The organism is Pseudomonas sp. GW821-FHT04C07 (genome assembly GCF_059420325.1).
In genome coordinates this window covers 166,456-190,122 of the sequence record NZ_JBWKTM010000006.1, presented here as the reverse complement: position 1 = coordinate 190,122, position 23,667 = coordinate 166,456, and the positions used below count along the sequence as shown (strand labels likewise).

Below are 23,667 nucleotides of genomic sequence, written 5' to 3'. Positions count from 1 at the left end.
AAAACGAGAAAGCCCTGCAAGCGTAAACCTGCAGGGCTTCTCGGTCAGGCGGACCATCTCACTAAGCCCGTCTTGCGACTAATGCCGGTCAGTTAAGACATTACGCGAACCGTAGCAGCTGGCGAAGCCTGCGTCCGGCTGCGCAGCAGTCGTAAAACAGTCACTGCGGTATTCCAGACAAATCGTGGAAGCAGGATTTGCGACGGCTTCGCCGCCGGACGCAGCCTTCGCCAGCTGCTACGGGGGGCAGTGCTGAACCTGAAATTCCTTAACTGACTGGCATTGCGTCTTGCGACGGGCTTTTTTTGCGGGCTCAGGCCCGTTGCCGGCGCCAGTGCTGGAGCAAGTAGTCCAGGCTCAGTTTGCCCGGTCCGTTCAGTAGCAGCGGCAACAGCGCTACCAGGTAGATGGCCGGCAGTTTGTAGTTGCCAAAACCCTGGTTGCTGATGGCGTAACCCCGGGCCAGTTCGGCGAGGCTCGACCACTGCGCCGGCCAGTGCACGGCGGCGATTGCCACGACCGTCACCACCATCAGCACCAGCGCCGACAGCCGCGTACCCAGGCCCAGCAGCAGGAAGAGGGCGCCGAGCAGTTCGGTCCACATCGACAGTTCCCAGTTGAGGGTGGCGGGCAGGTGGTTGAAGGGGAAGGGAAAGGCGGACTGGATCTGCGCGAACCAGTTTTCGCCGTTCCATTTTTCCCTGCCGGATTCGAAGAACTCCCAGGCGAGGAACACCCGCAGGGCAAGGTCGGCGCTCCAGGCGCCCAGTTGGTTCAGCGGTGCGAGGATGCCGAACAGTTTCCAGCCCGATGGCAAGGCGATGGTTTTCATGGAGAGCTCCTGTATCAACCGGCGACGGCGGGGTGCCGTCGCTTATTGTGTTCAGGATTCTTGCAACCGGTCTTATCGGCAGTGTGTCCGCCGCAGGACGTTGTGTATCCCAGTGTAGAGGCGGCCCTCAGGCCGCCGGACCGCACAGCTCGATCTGCGCACACAAGCCGCCGCCGTCGCGGTTGGACAGGGTGAGGGTGCCACCGATGGCCTGGGTCAATTGATGTGCGATGGCCAGCCCAAGGCCGGTGCCGCCGGTGCTGCGGTTACGTGAGGTTTCCAGGCGGTAGAAGGGTTTGAGCACTTCTTTCAATTCCTCGACGGGGATGCCGGGGCCGTTGTCCAGCACTCGGATCAGCGTCGTATGGCCTGCGCCGGAACGGACTTCCAGCTGCGCGGCGCCAGTGAACTTGAGGGCGTTGTCGATCAGGTTCACCAGCACCCGGCGCAAGGCATGGGGCCGGGTTTCGATCACTGCACCATTCTTCGCGCACAGGTCCACCTGCTGGCCGCTGTCCTGGTAGTCGAACACCAGGCTGTCGAGGAAGGCGTCAAGGTTCACCCGGCAACTGGCCTCGGTGCTGCCCTCCACGCTACGGGCATAGGCCACGCCTTCGCGCACCAGATGCTCCATGGCTTCGAGGTCGTTCCACAGCTTGTCCTTCTCGGCGGACGTGTCCATGAACTCGACCCGCAGCTTCATGCGCGTGATGGGCGTCTGCAGGTCGTGGGAGATGGCGGCCAGCAGTTGCATGCGTTCTTTCAGGTAGGCAGCGATGCGCGCCTGCATGGCATTGAAGGCCACCGCCGCGTAGACCACTTCCCGCGGCCCGGTTTCATCCAGGTGCGGCCCGGGGGCGTTGGGGTCGAGGCGGTCCACCGCCTGGGCCAGGCGCGTCAGCGGGCGAATCGCGGTTTTCACGGCCAGCCAGGTGCACAGCAACAACACGGCGAGCTGGATCAGCAGCACGATCGGTAGCCAGGTCGACAGGGGCACCGGCGCCGGGGTCACGTCAACGGTCAGCGGTTTGCCGTCGGCCATGCGCAGATGGACCTGGAAGTGGGGGACCGGCCCGGGGATGGTCTGGAAGTCCAGCGCGTACTGGCGACCGATGGCCTTGTCGAGGGACAGTGCCGCAATGGGCGCCTCGTCCAGGTCCAGCGCCTGGCCCGGTTCGCCGTCGTCGAGGCGGTAGCGGTAGGTGTGCCGCTCCAGCCGTGGCAGCCAGTCCGCGCGTTCCGCCGCCGGCAGGCGGTCGAGGATCGCCACCGAGGTGGACACGTCCCGTTCCAGGTTGCCCAGCATCATCGAGCGCGCGCTCTGGTAGCGCTCGTAGAACTGGAAGCTGAAGGACAAGCCGTAGGCCAGTACCAGCCCGGTGAAGAAGATCAGCGCGAGGCGCGAGGCGAGGGTGCGCGGCCAGCGCGGCAGGCTCTTCACGATTGTGGCTCGACCAGTTGCACGGGCAGGGAGAACACATAACCTTCGCTGCGTACTGTCTTGATGTAGGCCGGCTCGCGGGCGTCGTCCTGCAAACGCTGGCGCAGGCGGCTGACCAGCAGGTCGATGGAGCGGTCGAAGATATCCGCCTCGCGGCCCTGGGTGAGATTGAGCAACTGCTCGCGGCTGAGCACCCGTTGCGGGTGGTCGAGGAACACTCGCAGCAGACGGTACTCGGCGCCGCTCAACGCGACCAGGGTGCTGTCGCCGTCCAGCAGGTGACGCGCGGTGGTGTCCAGGCGCCACTGGCCGAAGCCGATCAGCCGGCTGCTTTCGCTGATGGTCATGTTCGGCGGCAGCATGCGCGTGCGGCGCAGCACGGCATTGATGCGCGCCAGCAGCTCGCGCGCAGAGAAGGGTTTGGTCAGGTAGTCGTCGGCGCCCATTTCCAGGCCGATGATGCGGTCGGTTTCGTCGTTGCGTGCGGTCAGCATCAGCACCGGCGTGGCCTTGTGCTTGCCGGCGCGCAGCTCGCGACACAGTAGCAGGCCGTCGTCGCCGGGCATCATGATGTCCAGCACGATCAGGTCGACCGCGTTGGATTCGAGGAAGGCGCGCATCTGCCGGCCGTCGGCAACGATGGTGGTGCGCAGTCCGTTCTTCTTCAGGTAGTTGCCTACCAGTTCCCTGATCTCGCGATCATCGTCAACGATCAGGATGTGATCGACATGCTCCATCGCCCGGCGCCTGTTCTGTGGTTGTGCCCTGAAGTGTACAGAGCCCGATGGCACTTGCCTGCCGCGCTTTGTATTGCAGTGTATCCAGTGCGCCGGCAGATACGTGGAGAGGCAACCGGCCCCCGTCATGGACACATCTGCAACAACTCCCGAGCCTGAAATGAATGCCAACGGGGAGGGGGCTTCCTCCTCGCAGTGAAGCGAATCACTCAACAGAGCAGCCCGTTGCACTGATCCGTGTTTTTCTTCGCTACCTGCATCTGTATCGAAACCAGCGTCCGTCGGACAATGATCCTCCCGGCCGGCCTCACCAGTTGAGCCTGATGGGAGAGTCGCTATGTGACTCGATTTTCGCTGTACCGCAAACCTCTCATTCAGGAGGCCTAATGGCTAAGCTTGCAATTTTCTTGGGCGGATTTTTAGCGTTAACGATCGTGATCGGTATTCTTGCGACAATCTCTCCGACATAAGGAGAGGCTAGTCATGCCGCTGTTGCCCACCGGCAAGCGCCTTGCGAGATAAGCTGCAAGTTCGCTTGCCAGTTCATTGGCGCTTTTATCGCGAATAAATTCGCTCCTGCGACTATCTATTCAAATCCGCGCCAGCGCCTGGGCCAGGTCGGCGCGCAGGTCTTCGACATCCTCGACACCCACTGACAAACGCACCAGCGCATCGCCGATGCCGAGCTGCGCACGGGTCTCTGCGGGGATGCTGGCGTGGGTCATGATCGCCGGGTGCTCGATCAGGCTTTCCACCCCGCCCAGGCTCTCGGCCAAGGCAAAGATCTGCACACTCTCGAGGAAACGCTTGGTGCCGGCCAGGTCGCTGTTCAGGTCGAGGGAAATCATCCCGCCGAAACCGCGCATCTGCCGCTGCGCCAGTTCGTGCTGCGGGTGCGACGGCAGGCCCGGATAATAGACGCGCGCCACCTGCGGCTGACGCGCAAGCCATTGCGCCAGCTCCAGCGCGTTGCTGCAGTGGCGTTCCATGCGCAGCGCCAGAGTCTTCACTCCGCGCAGGGTGAGAAACGCGTCGAACGGCCCGGCGATAGCACCCACCGCGTTCTGCAGGAAGCCCAGGCGCTCGGCCAGTTCGGCGTTCTGCCCGACCACCGCGATGCCGCCGATCACGTCGGAGTGGCCGTTCAGATACTTGGTCGTCGAGTGCAGCACGATATCGAAACCCAGCTCCAGCGGGCGCTGTATCCACGGGCTGGCAAAGGTGTTGTCGGCCACACAGATGATGCCTCGCTCGCGACAGATGCGCGCGATGGCGGCGAGGTCAGTGAGGCGCAGCAAGGGATTGCTCGGCGTCTCGACCATGACCATCCGCGTGTCGTCCTGCAGCGCCGCTTCGAAGGCCGCCAGGTCTGTCAGATCGACGAAGCTGAAGCGATGCCCGGCGCTGCGCCGGCGCACCTTGTCGAACAGTCGGAAAGTACCGCCGTACAGGTCGTTGCCGGAGACGATGTGCGCGCCAGTGTCGAGCAGTTCGAGCACGGTGGAGATCGCGGCCAGCCCGGAGGCGAAGGCGAATGCACGGGTACCGCCTTCGAGGTCTGCCACGCAACGTTCCAGCGCCCAGCGCGTGGGGTTGTGCGAGCGCCCGTAGTCGAGGCCCTTGTGTACACCGGGACTCTGCTGCGCATAGGTGGAGTTGGCGTAAATCGGCGGCATTAGCGCCCCGGTGGAAGGGTCCGGCGCCTGTCCGGCATGGATCACCCGGGTGGCGAAGGCGCGTGGCGCGGCGGTTTCGTCGTGCTGACTCATGGCAGGGATCTCCGCAAGTGATTGAGCAGGTCGACGCGGGTAATCAGGCCGTGGAAGCCCGAGGCGTCTTTGATGATCGCCACCAGCCCACGGTCGAGCTCCGCCTGCAGTTCAGCCAGACTGGCGCCGGGCGGCAGCGTTTCCAGCTTGTCGGTCATCGCGCTGGTGACGGTCATACGAAAGTGCGAAGCGTCTTCGTACACGCCAAGCAGAATATCGGACTCGTCGATCACGCCGACCAGCCGCTGTCCGTCCACCAGCACCGGCAGTTGCGACACATCAGCCAGGCGCATGCGCTGGAAGGCGGTAAGCAGCGTGTCGTCCGGGCCCACGCTGATCACCCGGCCATCCTCGAAGCGCCGCGCGATCAAGTCGCGCAGATCACCGTAGTGCTTGCGCTGCATCAGGCCCTGATCGGTCATCCACTGGTCGTTGTAGACCTTCGACAGGTAGCGGGTGCCGGTGTCGCAGACGAAGCTGACCACCCGCTTCGGCTCGGTTTGCTCGCGGCAGTAGCGCAGTGCCGCCGCCAGCAACGTGCCGGTCGAAGAGCCGCCGAGAATGCCTTCGGCGCGCAGCAGTTGGCGGGCATGATCGAAGCTTTCCTCGTCGCTGATCGAATAGGCCTGGCGCACGCTGGAAAGGTCGGCAATAGACGGAATGAAGTCTTCGCCGATGCCTTCCACCGCCCAGGAGCCGGGCGTACCGAGGGTGCCGCTGCGGCTGTATTCGGCGACCACCGAGCCGACGGGATCGGCCAGCACCATGGCCAGGTCCGGCTGCACGCGGCGAAAGAAACGGGTCAGCCCGGTCAGCGTGCCGGCCGAACCGACGCCGACGACGATGGCATCCAGATCATGCTGAGTCTGCGCCCAGATCTCCGGAGCGGTGCTGCACTCGTGGGCCAGCGGGTTGGCCGGGTTGTTGAACTGATCGGCGAAGAAGGCGTCGGGAATCTCCTGCGTCAGCCGCGCAGCAACGTCCTGGTAGTAGTCGGGATGGCCCTTGCCGACGTCGGAGCGGGTGATGTGCACCTCGGCGCCCATCGCCTTGAGGTGCAGGACCTTCTCGGTGGACATCTTGTCCGGCACCACCAACACCACCCGGTAACCCTTGGCGCGGCCGACCAGGGCCAGGCCGAGGCCGGTGTTGCCGGCGGTGGCTTCGACTATAGTGCCGCCGGGTCGCAGGCGGCCATCGCGCTCGGCGGCGTCGATCATCGCCAGGCCGATGCGATCCTTGATCGAACCACCGGGGTTCTGCGATTCGAGCTTGAGGAACAGCGTGCATGGACCGGTATCGAAGCGGCTGACACGCACCAGCGGCGTATTGCCGATCAGTTCGAGCACGGCGGGGCGGGAGTCGTTCGGCATGTCGTCACCTCGCTGCAGCAATCGGCACTGGATGGACAGCAACCTGCGGCGAGTTATCGTGCGTCAGTCGCTGGCAATGTCTCGCTTGGAACATAGGCCGGGATTGCGCCGCCCGCAACCTTGCGCAGCCAGCCGGTAGTGTCGCCGCCGAAACGACAACCAACCGGATGAACACAATTGCAGTGCGCTCAACCTCTGCGCACATTTACGCCTACGCCAGCCAGAGCCGCGTCATTGCCTTCATTGCACAGGCGGCGCAGTCGGTCTGTCTGGAGCGCAAGATGATGGTGTTGGCTTTGGTGACGTGCGAGCGCTGGTTCTCGATGACGAATTTACTGGTGCATCGAAGACGGCTCCTTAAGACAGCTCTGCTACAGGTCTGTTAATGCTGATAGGCAAGGGATGCGATGCGTTTATGCGGTCTTCCAGTCTTTTCACGAACGCTTCGGCTTCTGCATAACTGCGAAATTTGACGCACCATGCATCCATCCAGACAACCCAGCTTTCGGGAGTGTTCACTTCCTCGATTCTGATCAGCATCACTGGAGCCCTTTCTTCGTGAGGTGGTGCAGGTCAATTACGAGCCCAGGCAAAAAAGCTCGTACCATTTCGAGATCTCAATAGCGACTCGCAAGCGGCGCAGGCACCTGGTTGACGGGTTTCATCTGAGGGTTTTTCTCAGCGACTCAATTCCCTTTCTGACGGACTCGGCGTTCAAGTCGAGTGTGGCGACAGCTCCAAGAGCGGTGCTGGAAACGCCAGTGGATCCCCTCTGATCGATCCACATCGCTATCGACTCAATGGCGTCGGCAAGCGCGAGCTGGTTTTCGTGAAGGGTTTCGAGTATGTCCGGCAGTTGGGGCGTTGCTGGCATGGCGACATTTCCTCAGAGTGAACTGAAAAGCCTAGCAGCGTCATGGCTAGTGTGCCGGAGCATCACGGTTATCCAGGTAGATTGGCCGGGTGTCTGTTCATTTGAAAAGGTTAGAGGGTGTCATCTTGGCGTCATCGAACTAATGGCAAGATCCTCGCAAACCGTCTTCAGCGCACAGCAGGCATCCGCCTGCTGGTTGATGAATTTGCAAGGAATCCCCCATGAAAGGCGACGCCTCCCTGTTTGCGGCCATTGACCTGGGTTCCAATGCGTTTCGCATGATGATTGGTCAGTCGGTCAAACGGAACCAGCAGTTCGTGATCCAGGAAGTGAAAACACTGCGTGAGCCCGTCCGTTTGGCAGAGGGATTTCAAGGCGGGGATCTGGATGAATTGGCGCTGGATCGGGGATGGCAAGCGCTCGCGCGATTTGGCAAAAAATTACGCGGCTTTGAGGCGGGTCGTGTGCGGGCAGTGGCGACCAGTGCGGTGCGCGAAGCTGATAATGCTCAACTGTTTCTGGGCAGCGCGGAGCGGCACCTGGGTTTTCGTATTGACGTCATCTCCGGGCATGAAGAGGCGCAACTGGTGTATGCCGGTGTTGCCCATAGGATACCTGGTGCAGAGAGTATGCGACTGGTCGTGGATATCGGCGGCGGCTCCACTGAATTGATTCTTGGGAGGGGCGTTCAGCCCCTTGTCACCGAAAGTATTGCCATTGGCAGCGGCACCATTGGTGCGCGTTACTTTCAAGGGGGGCGTATCACGGCTCAGGCGCTCCTGGAGGCTGAGCGTGTGGCCACTCTACAGTTTGAAAAAGTGGTGCGCCGTTATCGCGCGCGGGGTTGGCAGCAGACTATCGGCTCTTCAGGTACCGCACGGATGCTGGCCAAAGTGCTCAAGGCCAACGGATTGAACGACTATGACCAAGGTGGTATCACCTACGGCGGTCTGTTGCGCCTGTCGTTGCGTCTGCTCGAAGTGGGGCATGTCAAACAACTCAAATTGGCGGGCTTGCAAAGCCATCGCCTGAGCATCCTGCCTGGCGGTCTGGTGGTCATGCTGGCGGCGTTCAAGGTATTTGGCATCCCGCATATGACGCCATCCGAGCCAGGCTTAAGGTTCGGGGTTCTTCATGGCCTGATGTGTAAACACTAATCACGGACAGCTACCTGAGAGAAGCAGTTATCAGCGAGGTGAACCGCGTCTGGATTCATTGCCGCTCCCGAACGTGCAGCCTGATGGCTGCTCTATCTACGGATGCAGAGGCCGATACCGTATGCTCCGGCGACTGGCCCGCCAGCGATATCTGAGTCCAAGTCTCAAGTGCCCGGGCGCTCTATGAGCGCTCGGAGTAGCAAAGAAATCCTCTCTCGACATCCAATCGCATGTCCTTGATGCCCTTCGCGCAGATATCCACGCGTATCGGGGGGCTTCAACCGTCATCCTGGCCACCTTACTGCTCAGAATGTTTGCCTGATCTCAGGTAAGGACAGAGTCCCGCTCACGACCCGGCGGGCGAATTCACTGAATCAGGCAATAGAAGAAACAGATCCGGCAACTCGCTCCGGGCACTGCACCACATACTTCGAGCACCACGATTCACCGCCGAGACTCATCCGGATCGGCTGGTGTTTCGTGCTGTCTGCCATTCAAATCCATGGAAATTCATACGATGAAGAAGCTCGTCATAGGTGGTGTTGCTGCGATCATCCTGGCGCTTGCCACCACCAGCCAGGCACAGGATGCGCAACCGCACGGCTACATGATCGCCAACTACGAAATCAAGGATCAGGCAACGTTCCAGAAGTACATGGAAGCGGCCGGGCCGCTCGCGCCGAAATACGGCGGCAAGGTGATCGTTTTCAACCTCAACGCACCGGTAGTCGAAGGCAAGCCAAAGTCGGTGATGGCTATCGCTGAGTTCCCAACTCTTGCCGACGCTCAGCGCTTCTACAACTCTGCTGAATACACCGCGGCGAAGAAACTTCGCATCGCGGCCACCCAAGGCTCGGTCGTGATCACTGAAGGATTCGTGCCTGCGCAGCAGTAGTGCGGGTCGATGCACAAGGGGGCGTTCTGTTCCCCCAGCACTCAGCTGAATCGACTTCTCAACGGTAATCAGGAGCTTGATATGGGCAACCCCCGTGACATCACTGTTCAGCCGCAGAGTGTCCCTGCTCACGGCCGTCGACAAATTCTGCAAGCAGGCGCGGCCCTCGCCGCGCTGCCGATTGTGGCCGCCACACTCGGAGCCGTTCAGGCTGCGGACAAGCAAACCAGCACAGGTATCAAAATGCCCGAAGTTAAATCCGACGAGTTCATCAATGGTCTGGCCGACTTGATGGCGCATTCGACGCGTACGCCCATCTTGAGATGGCCGAATGAGTACGACATGGAGTACGAGGAGATCTTCTTTCCGGCAATGGATGGCGTGACGATCGAGGGCTGGTTCATTCCGGGCAAATCAGACCGGCTCATCATCTGCAACCATCCGATGCCCTGCAACCGCTATGGCTACCCGGGGCACCTGGAGCCCTGGACCAATTTTGGTGGCTTCGAGGTGAACTTCCTGCCGGAGTACAAAATTCTGCACGAGGCGGGCTACACCATTATTGCCTACGACATGCGCAACCATGGCCGCAGCGGAACGGGCAGCGGTGGGGTCAATGGCCACGGTGTGCTGGAGTACCGTGACGTGATTGGCTCCTTGCGCTATGCGAAATCCCGGTCCGACACCAAGGACATGAAAACCGCGCTGTACAGCCGCTGCCTGGGTGCCAATGCCACCATCGTGGGGATGAAAAAGCACCCGCAAGAGTTCCAGCACATCAAGGCGATGATTGCGCTGCAACCGGTGACGCCGCGAGTCTTCGTCGAAACCGCCATGCAAACGCAAAAAATCGCCAATGGTGTCGAACGATTCGACGTGGCCTTCCACACGCGCACGGGCTATCGCCTGGCCGACGTCTGGCCGATGGAATATGCCAAGGCCGTGACCGTTCCGACCCTGGTCGCCCAGGTCCGTAACGATTTTCTGACCAAGCCGTCGAACGTGCAGGAGATCTTCGATACCCTCTCTTCGCGCGACAAGAAACTGTTCTGGATTGAGGGGACGGACCAGCGTTTTCAGGGTTACAACTACTTCGGGACTCATCCTGAACTGATGCTGGAGTGGTTTGATTCCCACTTTGCATGACCCACAAACGGGCTTGCTGAATCGAGCCGGCACAACGGGCCGCAAGCCTGTTGACTGAGCCGCGGATGACTGCGACGGTTAACGCCAGGGTTGGATCAAGGAGAGTATCCAGCCATCCACCATTTTACTGCCTGAAATGAAGGCGTCAGGTCAGGCAGCGAATTTGCGACTGCACAGAGCGCTATGCTTTGAGCATTGAGTCAAACGCTTGGAGTTGACAGTGCGTCCCGAAGATAAAGTAAATACGCCCAGCGCCGTAGATACCAGCGCGCTTGCTCGCGCAATTGCCCGAATTGCCCCGACTGATGGCGATTACAACACCGCGCTCCCCGCACTCACTGTTCATCGGCGCAAGGCCGCGACGGCACCGATGCACTGCCTCTACGGGCTAGGGCTGGGGGTGACGGTCCAGGGCGCAAAGCAGGTGATGGTGGCGGACGAAGTGCTGTCCTATGCTGCGGGCCAATCGATGCTCAGCACCGTTGACCTGCCCGTGGTTTCTCATGTGACGCGGGCCAGCGTTTCGCAGCCTTTTCTCGGCTTGATGCTGTTACTGAACAGTACAACGATCATGCGCATTGCCGCCGAGATGCAATTACCGCAGCCGCCGAAGGACTGTGTTTATCGACCGATCACGGTGCAGACGCTGGATGCGGCCACCCTCGATGCCCTGGTCAGGCTGGTTGACCTGCTGGACGAAGCGGTGTTGCTGCCGCAACTGGCGCCGCTGATTCAGGACGAAATCATCGTGCGGCTGCTAACCGGTCCCCACGGTCCGCAGTTGCGCCACATCGTCACCGCCGGTTCGCCCAGCCAGCAGATCGCCAAGGCGGTGGCCTGGCTCAAGCTGAATTTCTGTCTGCCGCTGCGCATGGATGAACTGGCTGCCCGGGCGCACATGAGCCCCTCAACGTTCCGTCAGCACTTTCGCGCCGTCACCGGCATCAGCCCGCTGCAATACCAGAAGCAGTTACGGTTGCAGCAGGCCAGGCAATTGATGCTTAGCGAAAACGTCGATGCCGGCAGCGCGGGCGACCGGGTGGGCTACGTCAGCCCATCCCAGTTCAGCCGCGAATACAGCCGGTTGTTTGGTCAGCCGCCGCAGCGGGACATCAAGCGCATGCGTGTGCATTGATGGCAGGCCATTGCTGATCCTGGCGGTGTTGGCGACGACGATCGGGATCAGTATTGGCCTCCTCATCATCCCGCGCGTCGTGGTTTCATCGGCTCTGTCAGTCGTAGGCGAGGGAGCAAGACAGCGCTCGGTAGGCGTCGGCCTGGGCGAGCAGATCGTTGGCCTTGGCTTCGAAGGTCTGTACGGCATCGGCACCGGCGGCGAAACGGGCAGGGGGCTTCTCGAGCCCGGCCAACTGCACGAGAGCGGTGGCGAGCCTGGCGGGATCACCGCCCTGCTTACCGTCCATGCTGTTCCAGGCCGCGATGGTCTCCCTGGTGCGTTGCACGTAGTCGTCAATGTTGGGCGTGGCGTAGGTGGTCGAGCTGGTGGTGAGCAGCTCGGTGCGAAAGAAACCGGGCTCGACCAGCATCGTCTGAATACCGAAGGGGGCGATCTCCGGGGTGAGCGATTCCATCCAGCCTTCGATCCCGAATTTTGCCGCGGCGTACGCTGAGCAAAACAGTCCACCGGTGATGCCGGCCGTGGAGGAGAGGGTGAGCAACAGGCCGCTGCGCTGTTTGCGCATCACCGGCAATACGGTGCGCGTGATGTTCATCGGGCCAAACAGCAGCGTCTCGATCTGATCGCGGACCTGCTCGGGGCTGAGCTCTTCGAAGAAGCCCGCGTAAAAATTGCCTGCGTTGTTGACGAGCACATCGATGCGACCGAACTTTTCGACAGCCGCCTTGGCCGCGGCCTGGGCGTCCTCAAGGCGGGTGATGTCGAGCTTGATGGTCAACAGGTCAGCGTGGGCGCCAAGTGCTGCCGCGACCTTCTCGGGATTGCGACCGGTGGCGACGACTGCGTGGCCGGCGGCCAGCGCCGCCTTGGCGATGTCTACGCCCAGCCCGCGACCTGCGCCGGTGATCATCCAGACTTTTTTCTCAGTCATGTGCTGTTCCTCATTTCTCGTTGTGTGCGTGCTGCTCGGGAGGTGGGTTTCAACGGTGGCTGGACATGCTTCACGAATGAAGGTGAGCAAGTGGCAAGCATAAAGCGTTTGTTCCCGCTGCCATTGTCTGCGGCCCGCTGTGAAACAGCTTGCATGGATCGGTGCATTTCTTGCCTGAAATGACGGAATTGCATCAGAAGCGCCCGATGGATTTTTCTCGATATCGGGGGGGATTCGGCGCTCGGAGTAGACGATTCAATCGGATCGCAAGCGCGTAGCTGGATCACCCCGTCGGCCTGATGGGCATACGCCAGCACGGCAAACGCCCATCTGCTTGCCTTCCGGGTTTTCGAGCTAATTCACGAACGGCCCGACGATGGCGCTGTAAACTGGCCGCGCAAAAGGCGTTGCTTCATTGAATGCCCCAGCGGACTTGGCGGACCGAGCCCGCTGACGACGTCGGGCCCACCGCCCATACACGACCGCCCCTTTACCACCTCAAGCAAGAGATCCCCATGGCAAACCACGACCTCACCTTCATCCCCGACCCCGACCCGGAATCCATCTCATCCGACGTCGCCGGTTTTGGCGGCCTGCTGGTCTCCACTCAGATCCCCACCCGCGCCGATGGCAGCCTGGAGCTGGGCGGCATCGCTCTGCAGAGCGAGTGCACCCTGCAGGCGCTCAAGGTAGCGCTGGAGCGCGCCGGCAGTTCCATGGACCGGGTCCTGCATTTGACCATCTACCTCACCGACATGGCCGACCGCGCCGCCTTCAACGAGGTCTACCAGCGCTTCTTCGCCAAGCCCTGGCCGGTTCGCGCCGCCGTTGGCGTGGCCGCCCTGGCGGTCGAAGGCATGCGCGTGGAAGTCACCGCGATGGCGGCCCGGGGCTGAACCCGCGGGCTTATCCCGTGAGCTTATCCGGCGGCCCCGCTCAGCGAGCGGCCGCCACCGGGCAGCACACGGGTGCCGGTCAAGCGTTTCGCCGCTACAATGCGTGCCTTGACCGTGACAAGCCAGACTAAAAAAAATGTCCCTACCCAAGCATCACCTGGAACTGCTCAGCCCCGCCCGCGACGTGGCCATCGCCCGCGAGGCCATCCTGCATGGCGCCGACGCCGTATACATCGGAGGCCCGAGCTTCGGCGCCCGCCACAACGCCTGCAACGAGGTGAGCGATATCGCCCAATTGGTGGAGTTCGCCCGTCGTTACCACGCCCGGGTGTTTACCACCATCAATACGATCCTGCACGACAACGAGCTCACGCCTGCCCGCAAGCTGATCCACCAACTGTACGATGCCGGTGTCGACGCGCTGATCGTCCAGGACCTGGGTGTGATGGAGCTGGATATCCCGCCGATCGAGCTGCACGCCAGCACCCAGACCGACATCCGCACCCTGGCACGGGCCAAGTTTCTCGATCAGGCCGGTTTCTCCCAACTGGTATTGGCCCGCGAGCTGAACCTCCAGGAGATCCGCGCCATCGCGGACGAGACCGATGCAGCGATCGAGTTCTTCATCCACGGCGCACTGTGCGTGGCGTTCTCCGGCCAGTGCAACATTTCCCACGCGCAGAACGGTCGCAGTGCCAACCGTGGCGACTGCTCCCAGGCCTGCCGCCTGCCTTACACCCTCAAAGACGACCAGGGCCGCGTAGTTGCCTTCGAGAAACACCTGCTGTCGATGAAGGACAACAACCAGAGCGCCAACATCCGCGCCCTGGTAGAGGCCGGCGTACGCTCGTTCAAGATCGAGGGGCGCTACAAGGACATGGGCTATGTGAAGAACATCACCGCCTATTATCGCCAGCGCCTGGACGATGTCCTCGAAGACCGTCCGGACCTGGCCCGTGCTTCCAGCGGCCGCACCGCGCACTTCTTCATGCCCGACCCGGAAAAGACCTTCCACCGTGGCAGCACCGATTATTTCGTCAGCGAGCGCAAGATCGACATAGGCGCCTTCGACACGCCAACCTTTACCGGCCTGCCGGTGGGTGTGGTGGAGAAGGTCGGCAAGCGCGATTTGCAGGTGGTGACCCATGAACCGTTGTCCAACGGTGATGGCCTCAACGTGCAGGTCAAGCGCGAAGTGGTGGGCTTTCGCGCCAACATCGCCGAACCCAAGGGCGAGTTCGAGGAGGACGGCGAAAAACGCTACCGTTACCGCGTCGAGCCCAACGAGATGCCGGAAGGGATGTACAAGCTACGGCCGAACCACCCGCTGAGCCGCAACCTGGATCACAACTGGCAGCAGGCCCTGCTCAAGACCTCCGCCGAGCGCCGGGTGGGCCTTGCCTGGGTCGCTCGCCTGCGCGAGGAACGCCTGGAACTGACCGCCACCAGCGAGGAGGGCATCAGCGCCAGCGTCGCCCTGGACGGTCCGTTCGGCCTGGCCAACAAGCCGGAACAGGCCCTGGAGCAACTGCACGACCTGCTCGGCCAGCTGGGTACCACCGAGTACCACGCCACGGACGTCAAACTGGATGCACCGCAGGCGTACTTCATCCCCAACTCGCAGCTCAAGGCCCTGCGCCGCGAAGTCATCGAAGCGCTGACCGCGGCCCGCATCAATGCCCACCCACGGGGCGGACGCAAGGCCGAGACCACGCCGCCACCGGTGTACCCGGAGTCGCACCTGTCGTTCCTGGCTAACGTCTATAACCAGAAGGCCCGCGACTTCTATCACCGTCACGGGGTCAAGCTGATCGACGCGGCCTTCGAGGCCCACGAGGAAACCGGCGAAGTGCCGGTGATGATCACCAAGCATTGCCTGCGCTTCTCCTTCAACCTGTGCCCCAAGCAAGCCAAGGGCGTCACCGGCGTGCGCACCAAGGTCGCGCCGATGCAGCTGATACACGGCGACGAGGTGCTGACGCTGAAGTTCGACTGTAAGCCCTGCGAGATGCACGTGGTCGGCAAGATCAAGGGTCACATCCTTGACCTGCCGCAACCGGGCAGCGCGGTGCAGTCGGTCGTCGGGCACATCAGCCCAGAGGACCTGCTCAAGACTATCCCTCGTGGCCCGCACTGAGTGACGGGCGAGCGCGAAGTTACGGCACCGCGCCCGCGCGCTTGGCCAAACTTCGCGCGATCAAGGGGCAGGAAGCCATCCAGGACAAGCGCTGCATCGTCCGCGCAGAACCTGGTCTACGTATAGCTCTTCTTGCTCATCTCCTTACTCCTTGTAGAGGGAGGGTTGGTGGTGAATCGGTAGGCGCTCAGCTGTGCGAGAAGTACTGCTTCAGGCCATACACGAGGCCAGCGAAGGGCATGCCGAGCGCAGCGTAGACGGCCTCGGCTTCGGGTGCGGCGTTGTCGGCCAGAATCTCAACGGCGACGCTCGAGTAACCGACGGGGATCACGCCGGCCTGTTGCATGCGCGCCACGCCCATGGCGACTTGCGTCTGGGTGAAGCCGCCGGAAGCATCGATCACTGCATAGCTGTTGTAGCCGTCGGCAATTGCCGAGATCGCCGGGAAGGCGAGGCAAACGTCGGTCGAGATACCCGTCACGATCAGGTTCTTGCGGCCGGTCGCCTTGACCGCATCGACGACGCGACGCTCGTCCCAGGCATTGACGGTGGTGCGCTCGATGCGCTTCACACCCGGCAGCGCTTCGACGAGCTCAGGGATCAGCGGCCCCCACATCCCCTCGGTCGTCGTGGTGACGATGATCGGCAACTTCAGCGCCAGCGCTGCCTTGGCCAGGCCGACGACGTTGTGCTTGAGCGCCAGTGTGTCGATGTCGCGCACGCCGGTGTAAAGGCCGACCTGATGGTCGACCAGCAGCAGGATGGCATTTTCGCGGGTCAGGCGTTCGTGGAGCTGGGGCGAGTTCATGGCAAGGCTCTCCGGGGCGGGTTGAGATGCATTAACCTTGGCGCTGGGACAATCCGAGAACAATTAGCCAAAATGAGAACCATCGTCCATACGACGGGACGATAAGTCGACGCGAGACGTCGGCTGCCGTGTGCACCGAGGGCTGCCGATGCTCGATCTCTGTGACGTCTACTACTACGCCAGGGTGGTCGAACACCAAGGCATCACGGCTGCGGCTCGGGCGCTCGACGTACCCAAGTCTAGCATCAGCCGGCGCATCCTCGTGCTGGAGGCATCGCTGGGTGCACGGCTGATTCAGCGCACGTCACGGCGTTTTGTCGTGACGGAGATCGGCGCGGAGTTCCATCGCCACGCGCTGGCCCCGCCGTTGAAGGTGGCTCGTCCGGTGTTATTGCTCATTGGACACCTTCAGATCGCAAGAAAGGGCGTTGGCGGCCCGGATGCTGCGGCGCAGTTCGGGAAGTCGAGCCTGTGTTTGGTCGGGCGCTAAAGCCACGTATTCACCACTCGTCGATCCAGCTCCTCCCAATCCGCTATGCCCAGCACCCGCGTGGTGTTCAACCCGCGCAAATAACCGCGCAACTGATTGGCGGTGGCCCGCGCAAGCTCCGGGGCGGGCGCGTTTTCGCACAACAGTACGGTTTCGTATTGGATCAAATACTCGGCCACCCGGTCACGGAAATCGGGCAAAACGGCGTCGCGGATCAGGTCAAAAGTTCTCAAGGAGAGATCCTCATCAATCTTTTCTGGTTGTGATGGAGTGTGCATCCGTCTGCACGGCGCGCAACTATTGCTAGAAGTGATAGTGACCATTACGAAACGCAAGTTCTGCTTTGTCGGCAATAGTCGGAAAATCGCCTCCATCGAACACGCGGCTCAAGAACTTTGCTCCATGAAGACATTGACCCGACTGGCTCTGGTCAGCCCAGCTGACGGGCGGAGTGGTTACTGCACCTGGTTGAACACACAAAACACCAATGGCAATGGCGGCGCTCGTGACGCAGTTCCGCTGTTTGATGAACCGAACCTTTTATTTTCAGGATGAGACCGATGCGCCCTTTTTTCGTGTCTGCCACGGCGTTTGCCTCTTTGCTGCTCGCCGGTTGTGCCTCCGCGCCGAACGATCCGACCCTGACCTTGCAGACCAACAAGACCCCTGCCCAATACGCCGACTGCGTCGTACCGAAATTGCAGGGCAGTGCGTTGAACCCGACTGTCTCGCAGACCCAGCGCAGCTACCGGATCGTGGTGCCGAGCAAAGTCTCGGCGGACAACGTGCTGGAAGCCTACAAGGCCGGGAACGGCGGCAAGGTGTTCATCTACGAGCGGCATTTGCTGGCCTCGAACTTCCTGCCTTCGAGTTTTGAACGCGCCGCACAGGATTGCATCTGACCCCGGCCCGTAAACGCTTTTCATAGAGCTCCTTTGGTTGGCCGCAACCAACCAATTTTTTTGCCCCGCACCGCATTCGGTTGCGGGGCTTTTTTTTTCTGCGAATGAACAAAGGCTTTGATCGTTCCCACGCTCCCGCGTGGGAATGCATCCGGTGACGCTCTGCGTCATCTCTACAGCGGACGCAGAGCGTCCGGGGCGGCATTCCCACGCAGAGCGTGGGAACGATCAAGACCATGAACGTCGCCTAAGGGGAGTTCAGCGTCATCGAGCCCCATTCGGTGTTGAGCCGGGTGGGGCTTTTTTGCGTTGATCGTTCCCACGCTCCCGCGTGGGAATGCATCCGGTGACGCTCTGCGTCATCTCTACAGCGGACGCAGAGCGTCCGGGGCGGCATTCCCACGCGGAGCGTGGGAACGATCAAGACCATGAACGTCGCCTAAGGCGAGTTCAGCGTCATCGAGCCCCATTCGGTGTTGAGCCGGGTGGGGCTTTTTTGCGTTGATCGTTCCCACGCTCCCGCGTGGGAATGCATCCTGTGACGCTCTGCGTCACCTCTACAGCGGACGCAGAGCGTCCGGGGCGGCATTCCCACGCAGAGCGTGGGAACGATCAAGACCATGAACGTCGCCTAAGGCGAGTTCAGCGTCATCGAGCGTTAGGGTGAAACGGGTGTAAACCTATTTCAGGACTAGACGGTCTATTGTGATTTCAAGGATTCGAAGGTGCCCGGGCACTACTCGCCACCCCGTCCAGCGGACCTTGATTGACCTGCAGTTGCCCCTTTGGCGCGCGCAATGTCCATAGCAGGTAAACTCCCACCAACCCCGCTGCCGACAGCGACAACATCCCAGCCCGTGGATCGGTGAACCAGACCTCCATATTGGCCTTGAGTATTGGCGCGACAAAGCCGCCGATGTTGCCCATGGATCCAATCAGAGCAATACCACCGGCCGCGGCAACCCCACCGAGGTAGCCGGTCGGCAGCGTCCAGAACAGCGGTTGAACGGTCACGAAACCGGCGGCTGCGAAACAGAAAGCCAGCAGTACCGGTGCAAAACTGTTGAGCAAGGCCGAGGCCGCAATACCCAGGGCAGCCATGCCCAGCATGCACATCGCCATCTTGAGATGAGCCCCATGCCGGTCGGCATAACGCGTCACGAAGTACATGGCGATGGCAGCGCACAGCCACGGTAATGAAATGAACATACCCACCTCTAAGCCGACCTTGGTCCCCAGCAGCTCCGAAATTCGGGTCGGCAGATAGAAGATGACCCCGTACACACTGACCTGAACGCTGAAGTAGATCAGGATGAACTTCAGCACCCGCTTGTTGCGCATCAGACTCAGCAGGTTGGTCGGGCCATGGGCCAGTTTCAGCTTGTCTTCAGCCTCGATCTCCTGGCTCAGGGCCGCTTTCTCTTCGCGGGTGAGCCAAGGGGCATGCTGTGGCTTACTCTTGAGGTAGAACAGCGCAATGATCCCTACGACGACCGCCGCCAGGCCTTCCACCAGGAACATCCATTGCCAGTTGGTCAGGTTGAACATGTCATGCATTTCCAGCAACCAGCCCGACATTGGACTGCCCAGCATCAAGGCCATTGGCAAGCCGAAATAGTAGATGCCGATAGCCTGGCCGCGACGCTGGGCCGGAAACCAGTAGGTCAGGTACAGGATCACACCCGGGGAAAAACCCGCTTCGGCCACGCCGAGCAGAAAGCGCAGCACGTAAAACGTTGTTTCATCCCGGGTGAACATCATGGCGGCGGACACCAGCCCCCAGGTGATCATGATCCGGCTGAGCCAGACTCTCGCGCCGACGCGGTGCAACATCAGATTACTCGGCACTTCGAAGATGGCATAACCGATAAAGAAAATACCCGCACCCAGGGCGAAGGCCGCATTGCTCAAGCCGATATCGGTCTGCAGTGCCGCCTTGGCGAAACCGACGTTGGAGCGATCGATCATTGCCAGGGCAAACATTAAAGCGAGGAACGGCAACAGCTTCCATCGACACTTGGCAATGGCGCTCTCGATGGCTGCCGCGTGATCCGGTCTTGTCGTGTTTTTGGTCATCATTTGTGTGCCTTATTATTATTGTCCAGCGATCACTGTTTTTATCTGCCAGGAACCTCTGGCAGGCAAATCAGTGGAGTGATTTACCTGCCACCAGACCCCGAGCGGCCAGGTTGCCCATCAATGCACGCAGGCCAAACGTCCAGGGTGTGGCTTCATTGCTGTAGGTGACGCGATTGTGAAGCGTGCCCAACAACGGGCTCCCGATGCTAACGCTATCGCCCGGCTTGTGAGTGAAGCCACTGCCCGGCTCTTCACGGTCTTGTGTGGGGGCAAACAGCGTGCCGAGAAACAGCATGAAACCGTCCGGGTACTGGTGATCGCTGCCCACAGTCTGCGCGACCAACTCAAGCGGGTCGCGACTGATCTGCTCCATCGAACTGCTGCCGCGCATGATAAAACCGTCATCACCCTCAACGACCAGATCGACCACGCAGCGGCGCACATCATCCAGAGAAAAGCCTTCGTCGAACAGGCGAATAAACGGGCCGATCGCACATGACGCATTGTTGTCCTTGGCTTTGCTCAACAGCAATGCGCTACGGCCTTCGAAGTCGCGCAGATTGACGTCGTTGCCCAAGGTTACGCCTTGTATCCGGCCACGGCTGTTTACCGCCAGGACTATTTCCGGCTCAGGGTTGTTCCATTTCGATTTGGGATGAATACCCACCTCATTACCGCTGCCGACGGAAGCGAGGACGGGGGCCTTGGTGAATATCTCGGCATCAGGGCCGATGCCGACTTCCAGGTATTGTGACCAAAGCCCCTGCTCGATCAACAAGGCCTTCAGCCGGTCGGCTTCGGTTGAACCCGGTTTGATCGAACTCAGGTTGTCGCCGATAGCCGCTTTGACGAGGCTGCGTACACTTTCGGCCTTGACTGCATCACCGCCCGCCTGCTCTTCAATCACGCGTTCAATCATGCTGGCGGCGAATGTCACACCTGCAGCCTTGATCACCTGCAGGTCAGCCGGCGGCAACAGAAAAGCCTTGGCGGGATCGGACCCGGGGCCCGTATTGGCCAACAATGCCTCAAGACTCCCGATGTATTCACCGCGAATGCTACGAACAGCCTCAAGCGGTGAAGCACTTTCCAGCAGATCACTCAATGTCGGGAACACCTTCGACAAATCAAACACACCGTCGGCGCGCAGCACTACCGGCGAGGGGCCAGCGGCCTCCCCCGGCACCCAGGCACGACCGATCAGAGTGCCTTCCAGCCCATCGATCGGCAGGGTGTTTTTACAGGTCAATTTCAGATGGGGCATATATAGGTCCAGGTCAATTCGATGACGACCCGGCAAAACTAGTGGACTTGTCTGATAAATCCCAATGACATATTTTCAGCGTTTGATATCGTTTCGTTATCAACCAGATCGAGCCTCTTTATGGAAAACGACGAGATTTCATTCGCCAGCGTGAGCAAATGGCTGAAGATCAAGCATTTGATATTGGTCGACACTTTGGCCAAGACCCGCAACATGCACACCACTGCCGAACTGATGAATCTGACACAGCCAGCCATCAGCAAGATGTTGCGCGACGTCGAGCTGTTACTCGGTTTTGCGTTGTTCGAACGGCAAACCCGCAGCATGGCCCTGACCGAACTTGGCGAGTTCGTGGTCCGCTATGCCCGGATGACGCTCGACGACACGCAGTCATTCGTCGATCAGCTCAATAAATTGCGCAAAGGTGGACATGGTCATTTGAAAGTCGGCGCGATTTTCGCCGCGACCTCGGTCGTGCTGCCCGAGGCGATCACCCGGATCAAGCTGGATCGCCCCATGCTGTCCATCGAAGTGATTGAGCAAACCAGCAATCAACTGCTGGAAATGCTTGAGCACAAGAAGCTCGATTTGATCATTGCCCGCTTCACGGATGAGCGTTATCAGCAACCGTTCGACTTCCGCGCACTCGGACCTGAACCCTTTTGCCTGGTGGTCAACAGTCGCCATCCCCTCGCGCAGTTCGACGAAGTGGCTACCGAGCAACTGAGCGATTGGCCCTGGGTGATGTACCCCTTCAATGCGCCCATACGGCGCCGGATGGAAAGCGCCTTCACCGAGTTCAACATGCGCACGCCCACCAACACCGTCGAAACCATCTCGATGCCCACCTTCCTGCAACTCCTGCAATCGGGGCCGATGCTCGCGATGTTGCCCGAATCCATGGTGCAGTCGCAGGTTCAGAGTGGCTTGCTTAAAGTGCTCAACACTCCGTTCAAGGTCGAACCTCAGGACTACGGCATCATCACGCGCAAGGACGAACCACTGACCGAAGCGGCCCGCGAATTCGCCGACACCTTGCTGGAATTCGCCAGGCTGCGACGGGAAACTGCCGATCACTGAGGACTTTTTTTGTCAATAACGGCAAATAAGATGAGAAAAAGTTATCGATCAATCCAAAGGTCTCATTAGGCAGCAGCATCCGGGGGCTCTTATAGTGCAGCAACAAAGGCATGGCGCGGCCTGTTGGCCAGCGACCTCCCACGCTTCATAGCCAGAGAGTTTCCGATGGAATTGATCATGAAAACCGGTGCAGCCGCCGTCCTGCGCCTCAATCCTCTGGACGATGTGCTGATCGCCCGTCGGCCGTTGATACCGGGTGAAGTCCTCGAACAGGAAGGCGTGACCGTACGTCAACCTGTACCCGCCGGTCACAAGATCGCCGCACGTCGCATTGATGCAGGCCAGGCCCTGCGTCGCTATGGGCAGATCATCGGTTTTTCCACCGAGGTTATCGAGGCCGGTGACCACGTGCATGTGCACAACCTGGCCATGGGCGATTTCGCCCGTGATTATGCATTCAGCCTCGATGTGAAACCCGACAAGCCCTTGAACAGCGAGCCTGTGTTCATGGGGATCGTGCGCCCGGACGGTCGCGTGGCTACCCGAAACTATATCGGCATCCTGACCTCTGTGAATTGCTCGGCCACCGTCGCCCGCGCCATAGCCGACCACTTCCGACGGGACATTAACCCTGGCGCATTGCTGGCATACCCCAACGTCGATGGCGTGGTCGCCCTGACCCACTCCGCCGGTTGCGCCGTAGACCCCGCCGGCGAAGGCCTGGCGTTGCTGCGCCGTACATTGGCGGGCTACGCGACCCATGCCAACTTCGCCGCTGTGCTGGTGATCGGGCTGGGCTGCGAAACCAACCAGATCGAAGGGCTGCTCAGCACCCAGGGTCTGAGCCGCAGCGATACGCTGCGCACTTTCAGCATCCAGGACAGCGGCGGCACATCCAAAGCGGTCGCCAGCGGCATCGCTCAGGTCAAGGCGTTGCTTGAGGAGGCTAACCAGGTCAAACGTGAACTCGTCAGTGCCAGGCACCTGATCATTGGCCTGCAATGCGGTGGCTCGGATGGTTATTCCGGCATCACCGCCAATCCTGCGCTGGGTAATGCGGTGGACCGACTGGTCGCCTGTGGCGGCACGGCAATCCTTTCTGAAACGCCGGAAATCTATGGCGCCGAACACCTGCTGACCCGCCGGGCAATCAACCGCGCAGTGGGTGAAAAACTCATTGCACGGATTCATTGGTGGGAGGCGTATTGCGAGCGCATGGGTGCAGAACTGAACAACAACCCTTCGGCCGGCAACAAGGTCGGAGGCTTGACCACCATTCTGGAGAAGTCACTGGGTGCTGTTGCTAAAGCAGGGTCCAGCAACCTGGTCGATGTTTATGAATATGCCCAGATAGTCAGCGCCAAAGGCCTGGTGTTCATGGACACCCCTGGCTATGACCCTGTATCGGCCACAGGCCAGGTCGCCGGTGGCGCCAATCTGATTGCCTTCACCACCGGACGTGGCTCGGCCTACGGTTGCGCCCCCTCCCCATCGATCAAACTGGCAACCAATACCGCGTTGTGGAACCGCCAACGCGAAGACATGGACATCAACTGCGGCGAGATCGCTGAAGACACCATGACCATCGAAGAATGCGGTGAAGCCATCTTCAAACTCATGCTGCGCATCGCTTCGGGTGAACGCAGCATGAGCGAGCAGCACGGTTACGGGCAGAACGAATTCGTGCCCTGGCAGATCGGCGCCGTTACCTGAATCCC

Annotated in this window: 22 protein-coding genes and 2 pseudogenes; 12 read left to right on the top strand and 12 right to left on the bottom strand. The window is 60.7% G+C overall.

Annotated features, from left to right (window positions below; translation table 11 throughout):
- Positions 1-313 precede the first annotated feature (313 nt).
- The 6 genes from AC07UI_RS13400 to AC07UI_RS13375 all read right to left on the bottom strand — a co-directional run bounded on the left by AC07UI_RS13400 (position 314) and on the right by AC07UI_RS13375 (position 7,026).
- Complete coding sequence (locus AC07UI_RS13400; protein ID WP_494992935.1) at positions 314-832, bottom strand: HvfX family Cu-binding RiPP maturation protein; 519 nt, start codon at positions 830-832, stop codon at positions 314-316.
- Positions 833-959: 127 nt separating this feature from the next.
- Positions 960-2,273, bottom strand: coding sequence for an ATP-binding protein (locus AC07UI_RS13395; protein ID WP_494992934.1), 1,314 nt, complete (start codon positions 2,271-2,273; stop codon positions 960-962).
- Complete coding sequence (locus AC07UI_RS13390) at positions 2,270-3,010, bottom strand: response regulator (RefSeq protein WP_494992933.1); 741 nt, start codon at positions 3,008-3,010, stop codon at positions 2,270-2,272. The genes AC07UI_RS13395 and AC07UI_RS13390 overlap by 4 nt, the downstream gene beginning before the upstream one ends.
- A 590-nt stretch (positions 3,011-3,600) precedes the next feature.
- Positions 3,601-4,779 (bottom strand): cystathionine gamma-synthase, encoded by a 1,179-nt coding sequence (locus tag AC07UI_RS13385; RefSeq protein ID WP_494992932.1) that lies wholly within the window; start codon positions 4,777-4,779, stop codon positions 3,601-3,603.
- Positions 4,776-6,152 carry a pyridoxal-phosphate dependent enzyme gene (locus AC07UI_RS13380; RefSeq protein ID WP_494993093.1) on the bottom strand — a complete coding sequence of 459 codons (1,377 nt, stop codon included), beginning with the start codon at positions 6,150-6,152 and terminating at the stop codon, positions 4,776-4,778. The genes AC07UI_RS13385 and AC07UI_RS13380 overlap by 4 nt, the downstream gene beginning before the upstream one ends.
- Before the next feature lie 661 nt (positions 6,153-6,813).
- Complete coding sequence (locus AC07UI_RS13375) at positions 6,814-7,026, bottom strand: hypothetical protein (RefSeq protein WP_494992931.1); 213 nt, start codon at positions 7,024-7,026, stop codon at positions 6,814-6,816.
- A gap of 221 nt (positions 7,027-7,247) precedes the next feature.
- Here AC07UI_RS13375 and AC07UI_RS13370 point away from each other — a divergent pair, with 221 nt between their 5' ends.
- The 5 genes and pseudogenes from AC07UI_RS13370 to AC07UI_RS13350 all read left to right on the top strand — a co-directional run bounded on the left by AC07UI_RS13370 (position 7,248) and on the right by AC07UI_RS13350 (position 11,359).
- Positions 7,248-8,183 (top strand): Ppx/GppA phosphatase family protein, encoded by a 936-nt coding sequence (locus AC07UI_RS13370; RefSeq protein WP_494992930.1) that lies wholly within the window; start codon positions 7,248-7,250, stop codon positions 8,181-8,183.
- Positions 8,184-8,395: 212 nt separating this feature from the next.
- A pseudogene (locus AC07UI_RS13365) lies at positions 8,396-8,505 on the top strand (2-hydroxycarboxylate transporter family protein); the annotation flags it as partial.
- 195 nt (positions 8,506-8,700) lie between these two features.
- Complete coding sequence (locus AC07UI_RS13360) at positions 8,701-9,078, top strand: DUF1330 domain-containing protein (RefSeq protein WP_494992929.1); 378 nt, start codon at positions 8,701-8,703, stop codon at positions 9,076-9,078.
- A gap of 81 nt (positions 9,079-9,159) precedes the next feature.
- Complete coding sequence (locus tag AC07UI_RS13355; RefSeq protein WP_494992928.1) at positions 9,160-10,224, top strand: alpha/beta hydrolase family protein; 1,065 nt, start codon at positions 9,160-9,162, stop codon at positions 10,222-10,224.
- Between the two features lie 220 nt (positions 10,225-10,444).
- On the top strand, positions 10,445-11,359 hold the full coding sequence (locus AC07UI_RS13350) for an AraC family transcriptional regulator (RefSeq protein WP_494992927.1): 915 nt from the start codon (positions 10,445-10,447) through the stop codon (positions 11,357-11,359).
- A 97-nt stretch (positions 11,360-11,456) separates the two neighbouring features.
- Here AC07UI_RS13350 and AC07UI_RS13345 read toward each other — a convergent pair whose 3' ends face one another.
- Together AC07UI_RS13345 and AC07UI_RS13340 are read right to left on the bottom strand one after the other, a co-directional pair.
- Entirely contained in the window at positions 11,457-12,293 is an 837-nt protein-coding gene (locus tag AC07UI_RS13345) for an SDR family NAD(P)-dependent oxidoreductase (RefSeq protein WP_494992926.1), read from the bottom strand.
- 221 nt (positions 12,294-12,514) lie between these two features.
- A pseudogene (locus AC07UI_RS13340) lies at positions 12,515-12,616 on the bottom strand (LacI family DNA-binding transcriptional regulator); the annotation flags it as partial.
- Between the two features lie 192 nt (positions 12,617-12,808).
- On the opposite strand from AC07UI_RS13340, the gene AC07UI_RS13335 reads away from it, so the two are divergent.
- Positions 12,809-13,189 carry a RidA family protein gene (locus tag AC07UI_RS13335; protein ID WP_494992925.1) on the top strand — a complete coding sequence of 127 codons (381 nt, stop codon included), beginning with the start codon at positions 12,809-12,811 and terminating at the stop codon, positions 13,187-13,189.
- Between the two features lie 136 nt (positions 13,190-13,325).
- Positions 13,326-15,326, top strand: a complete 2,001-nt coding sequence (locus AC07UI_RS13330; protein ID WP_494992924.1) for a peptidase U32 family protein — start codon at positions 13,326-13,328, stop codon at positions 15,324-15,326.
- 187 nt (positions 15,327-15,513) lie between these two features.
- Here AC07UI_RS13330 and AC07UI_RS13325 read toward each other — a convergent pair whose 3' ends face one another.
- Complete coding sequence (locus AC07UI_RS13325) at positions 15,514-16,134, bottom strand: isochorismatase family protein (RefSeq protein WP_494992923.1); 621 nt, start codon at positions 16,132-16,134, stop codon at positions 15,514-15,516.
- Positions 16,135-16,282: 148 nt separating this feature from the next.
- On the opposite strand from AC07UI_RS13325, the gene AC07UI_RS13320 reads away from it, so the two are divergent.
- On the top strand, positions 16,283-16,624 hold the full coding sequence (locus AC07UI_RS13320; RefSeq protein WP_494992922.1) for a LysR family transcriptional regulator: 342 nt from the start codon (positions 16,283-16,285) through the stop codon (positions 16,622-16,624).
- Here the strand turns inward: AC07UI_RS13320 and AC07UI_RS13315 are convergent.
- On the bottom strand, positions 16,621-16,857 hold the full coding sequence (locus AC07UI_RS13315) for a hypothetical protein (protein WP_494992921.1): 237 nt from the start codon (positions 16,855-16,857) through the stop codon (positions 16,621-16,623). The two genes, AC07UI_RS13320 and AC07UI_RS13315, sit on opposite strands and share 4 nt — an antisense overlap.
- Before the next feature lie 82 nt (positions 16,858-16,939).
- On the opposite strand from AC07UI_RS13315, the gene AC07UI_RS13310 reads away from it, so the two are divergent.
- Entirely contained in the window at positions 16,940-17,179 is a 240-nt protein-coding gene (locus AC07UI_RS13310; protein WP_494992920.1) for a hypothetical protein, read from the top strand.
- A gap of 5 nt (positions 17,180-17,184) precedes the next feature.
- Positions 17,185-17,526, top strand: a complete 342-nt coding sequence (locus AC07UI_RS13305; RefSeq protein ID WP_494992919.1) for a hypothetical protein — start codon at positions 17,185-17,187, stop codon at positions 17,524-17,526.
- Between the two features lie 711 nt (positions 17,527-18,237).
- On the opposite strand, the gene AC07UI_RS13300 is transcribed toward AC07UI_RS13305, so the two are convergent.
- Both AC07UI_RS13300 and AC07UI_RS13295 read right to left on the bottom strand, forming a co-directional pair.
- Positions 18,238-19,605, bottom strand: coding sequence for an MFS transporter (locus tag AC07UI_RS13300; protein ID WP_494992918.1), 1,368 nt, complete (start codon positions 19,603-19,605; stop codon positions 18,238-18,240).
- A 67-nt stretch (positions 19,606-19,672) separates the two neighbouring features.
- On the bottom strand, positions 19,673-20,869 hold the full coding sequence (locus AC07UI_RS13295) for a fumarylacetoacetate hydrolase family protein (protein ID WP_494992917.1): 1,197 nt from the start codon (positions 20,867-20,869) through the stop codon (positions 19,673-19,675).
- 120 nt (positions 20,870-20,989) lie between these two features.
- Between AC07UI_RS13295 and AC07UI_RS13290 the strand changes: the two genes are divergently transcribed.
- Positions 20,990-21,949: a LysR family transcriptional regulator gene (locus AC07UI_RS13290; protein ID WP_494992916.1), complete on the top strand. Its 960-nt coding sequence runs from the start codon at positions 20,990-20,992 to the stop codon at positions 21,947-21,949.
- Between the two features lie 165 nt (positions 21,950-22,114).
- On the top strand, positions 22,115-23,662 hold the full coding sequence (locus tag AC07UI_RS13285) for a UxaA family hydrolase (protein WP_494992915.1): 1,548 nt from the start codon (positions 22,115-22,117) through the stop codon (positions 23,660-23,662).
- Positions 23,663-23,667 lie beyond the last annotated feature (5 nt).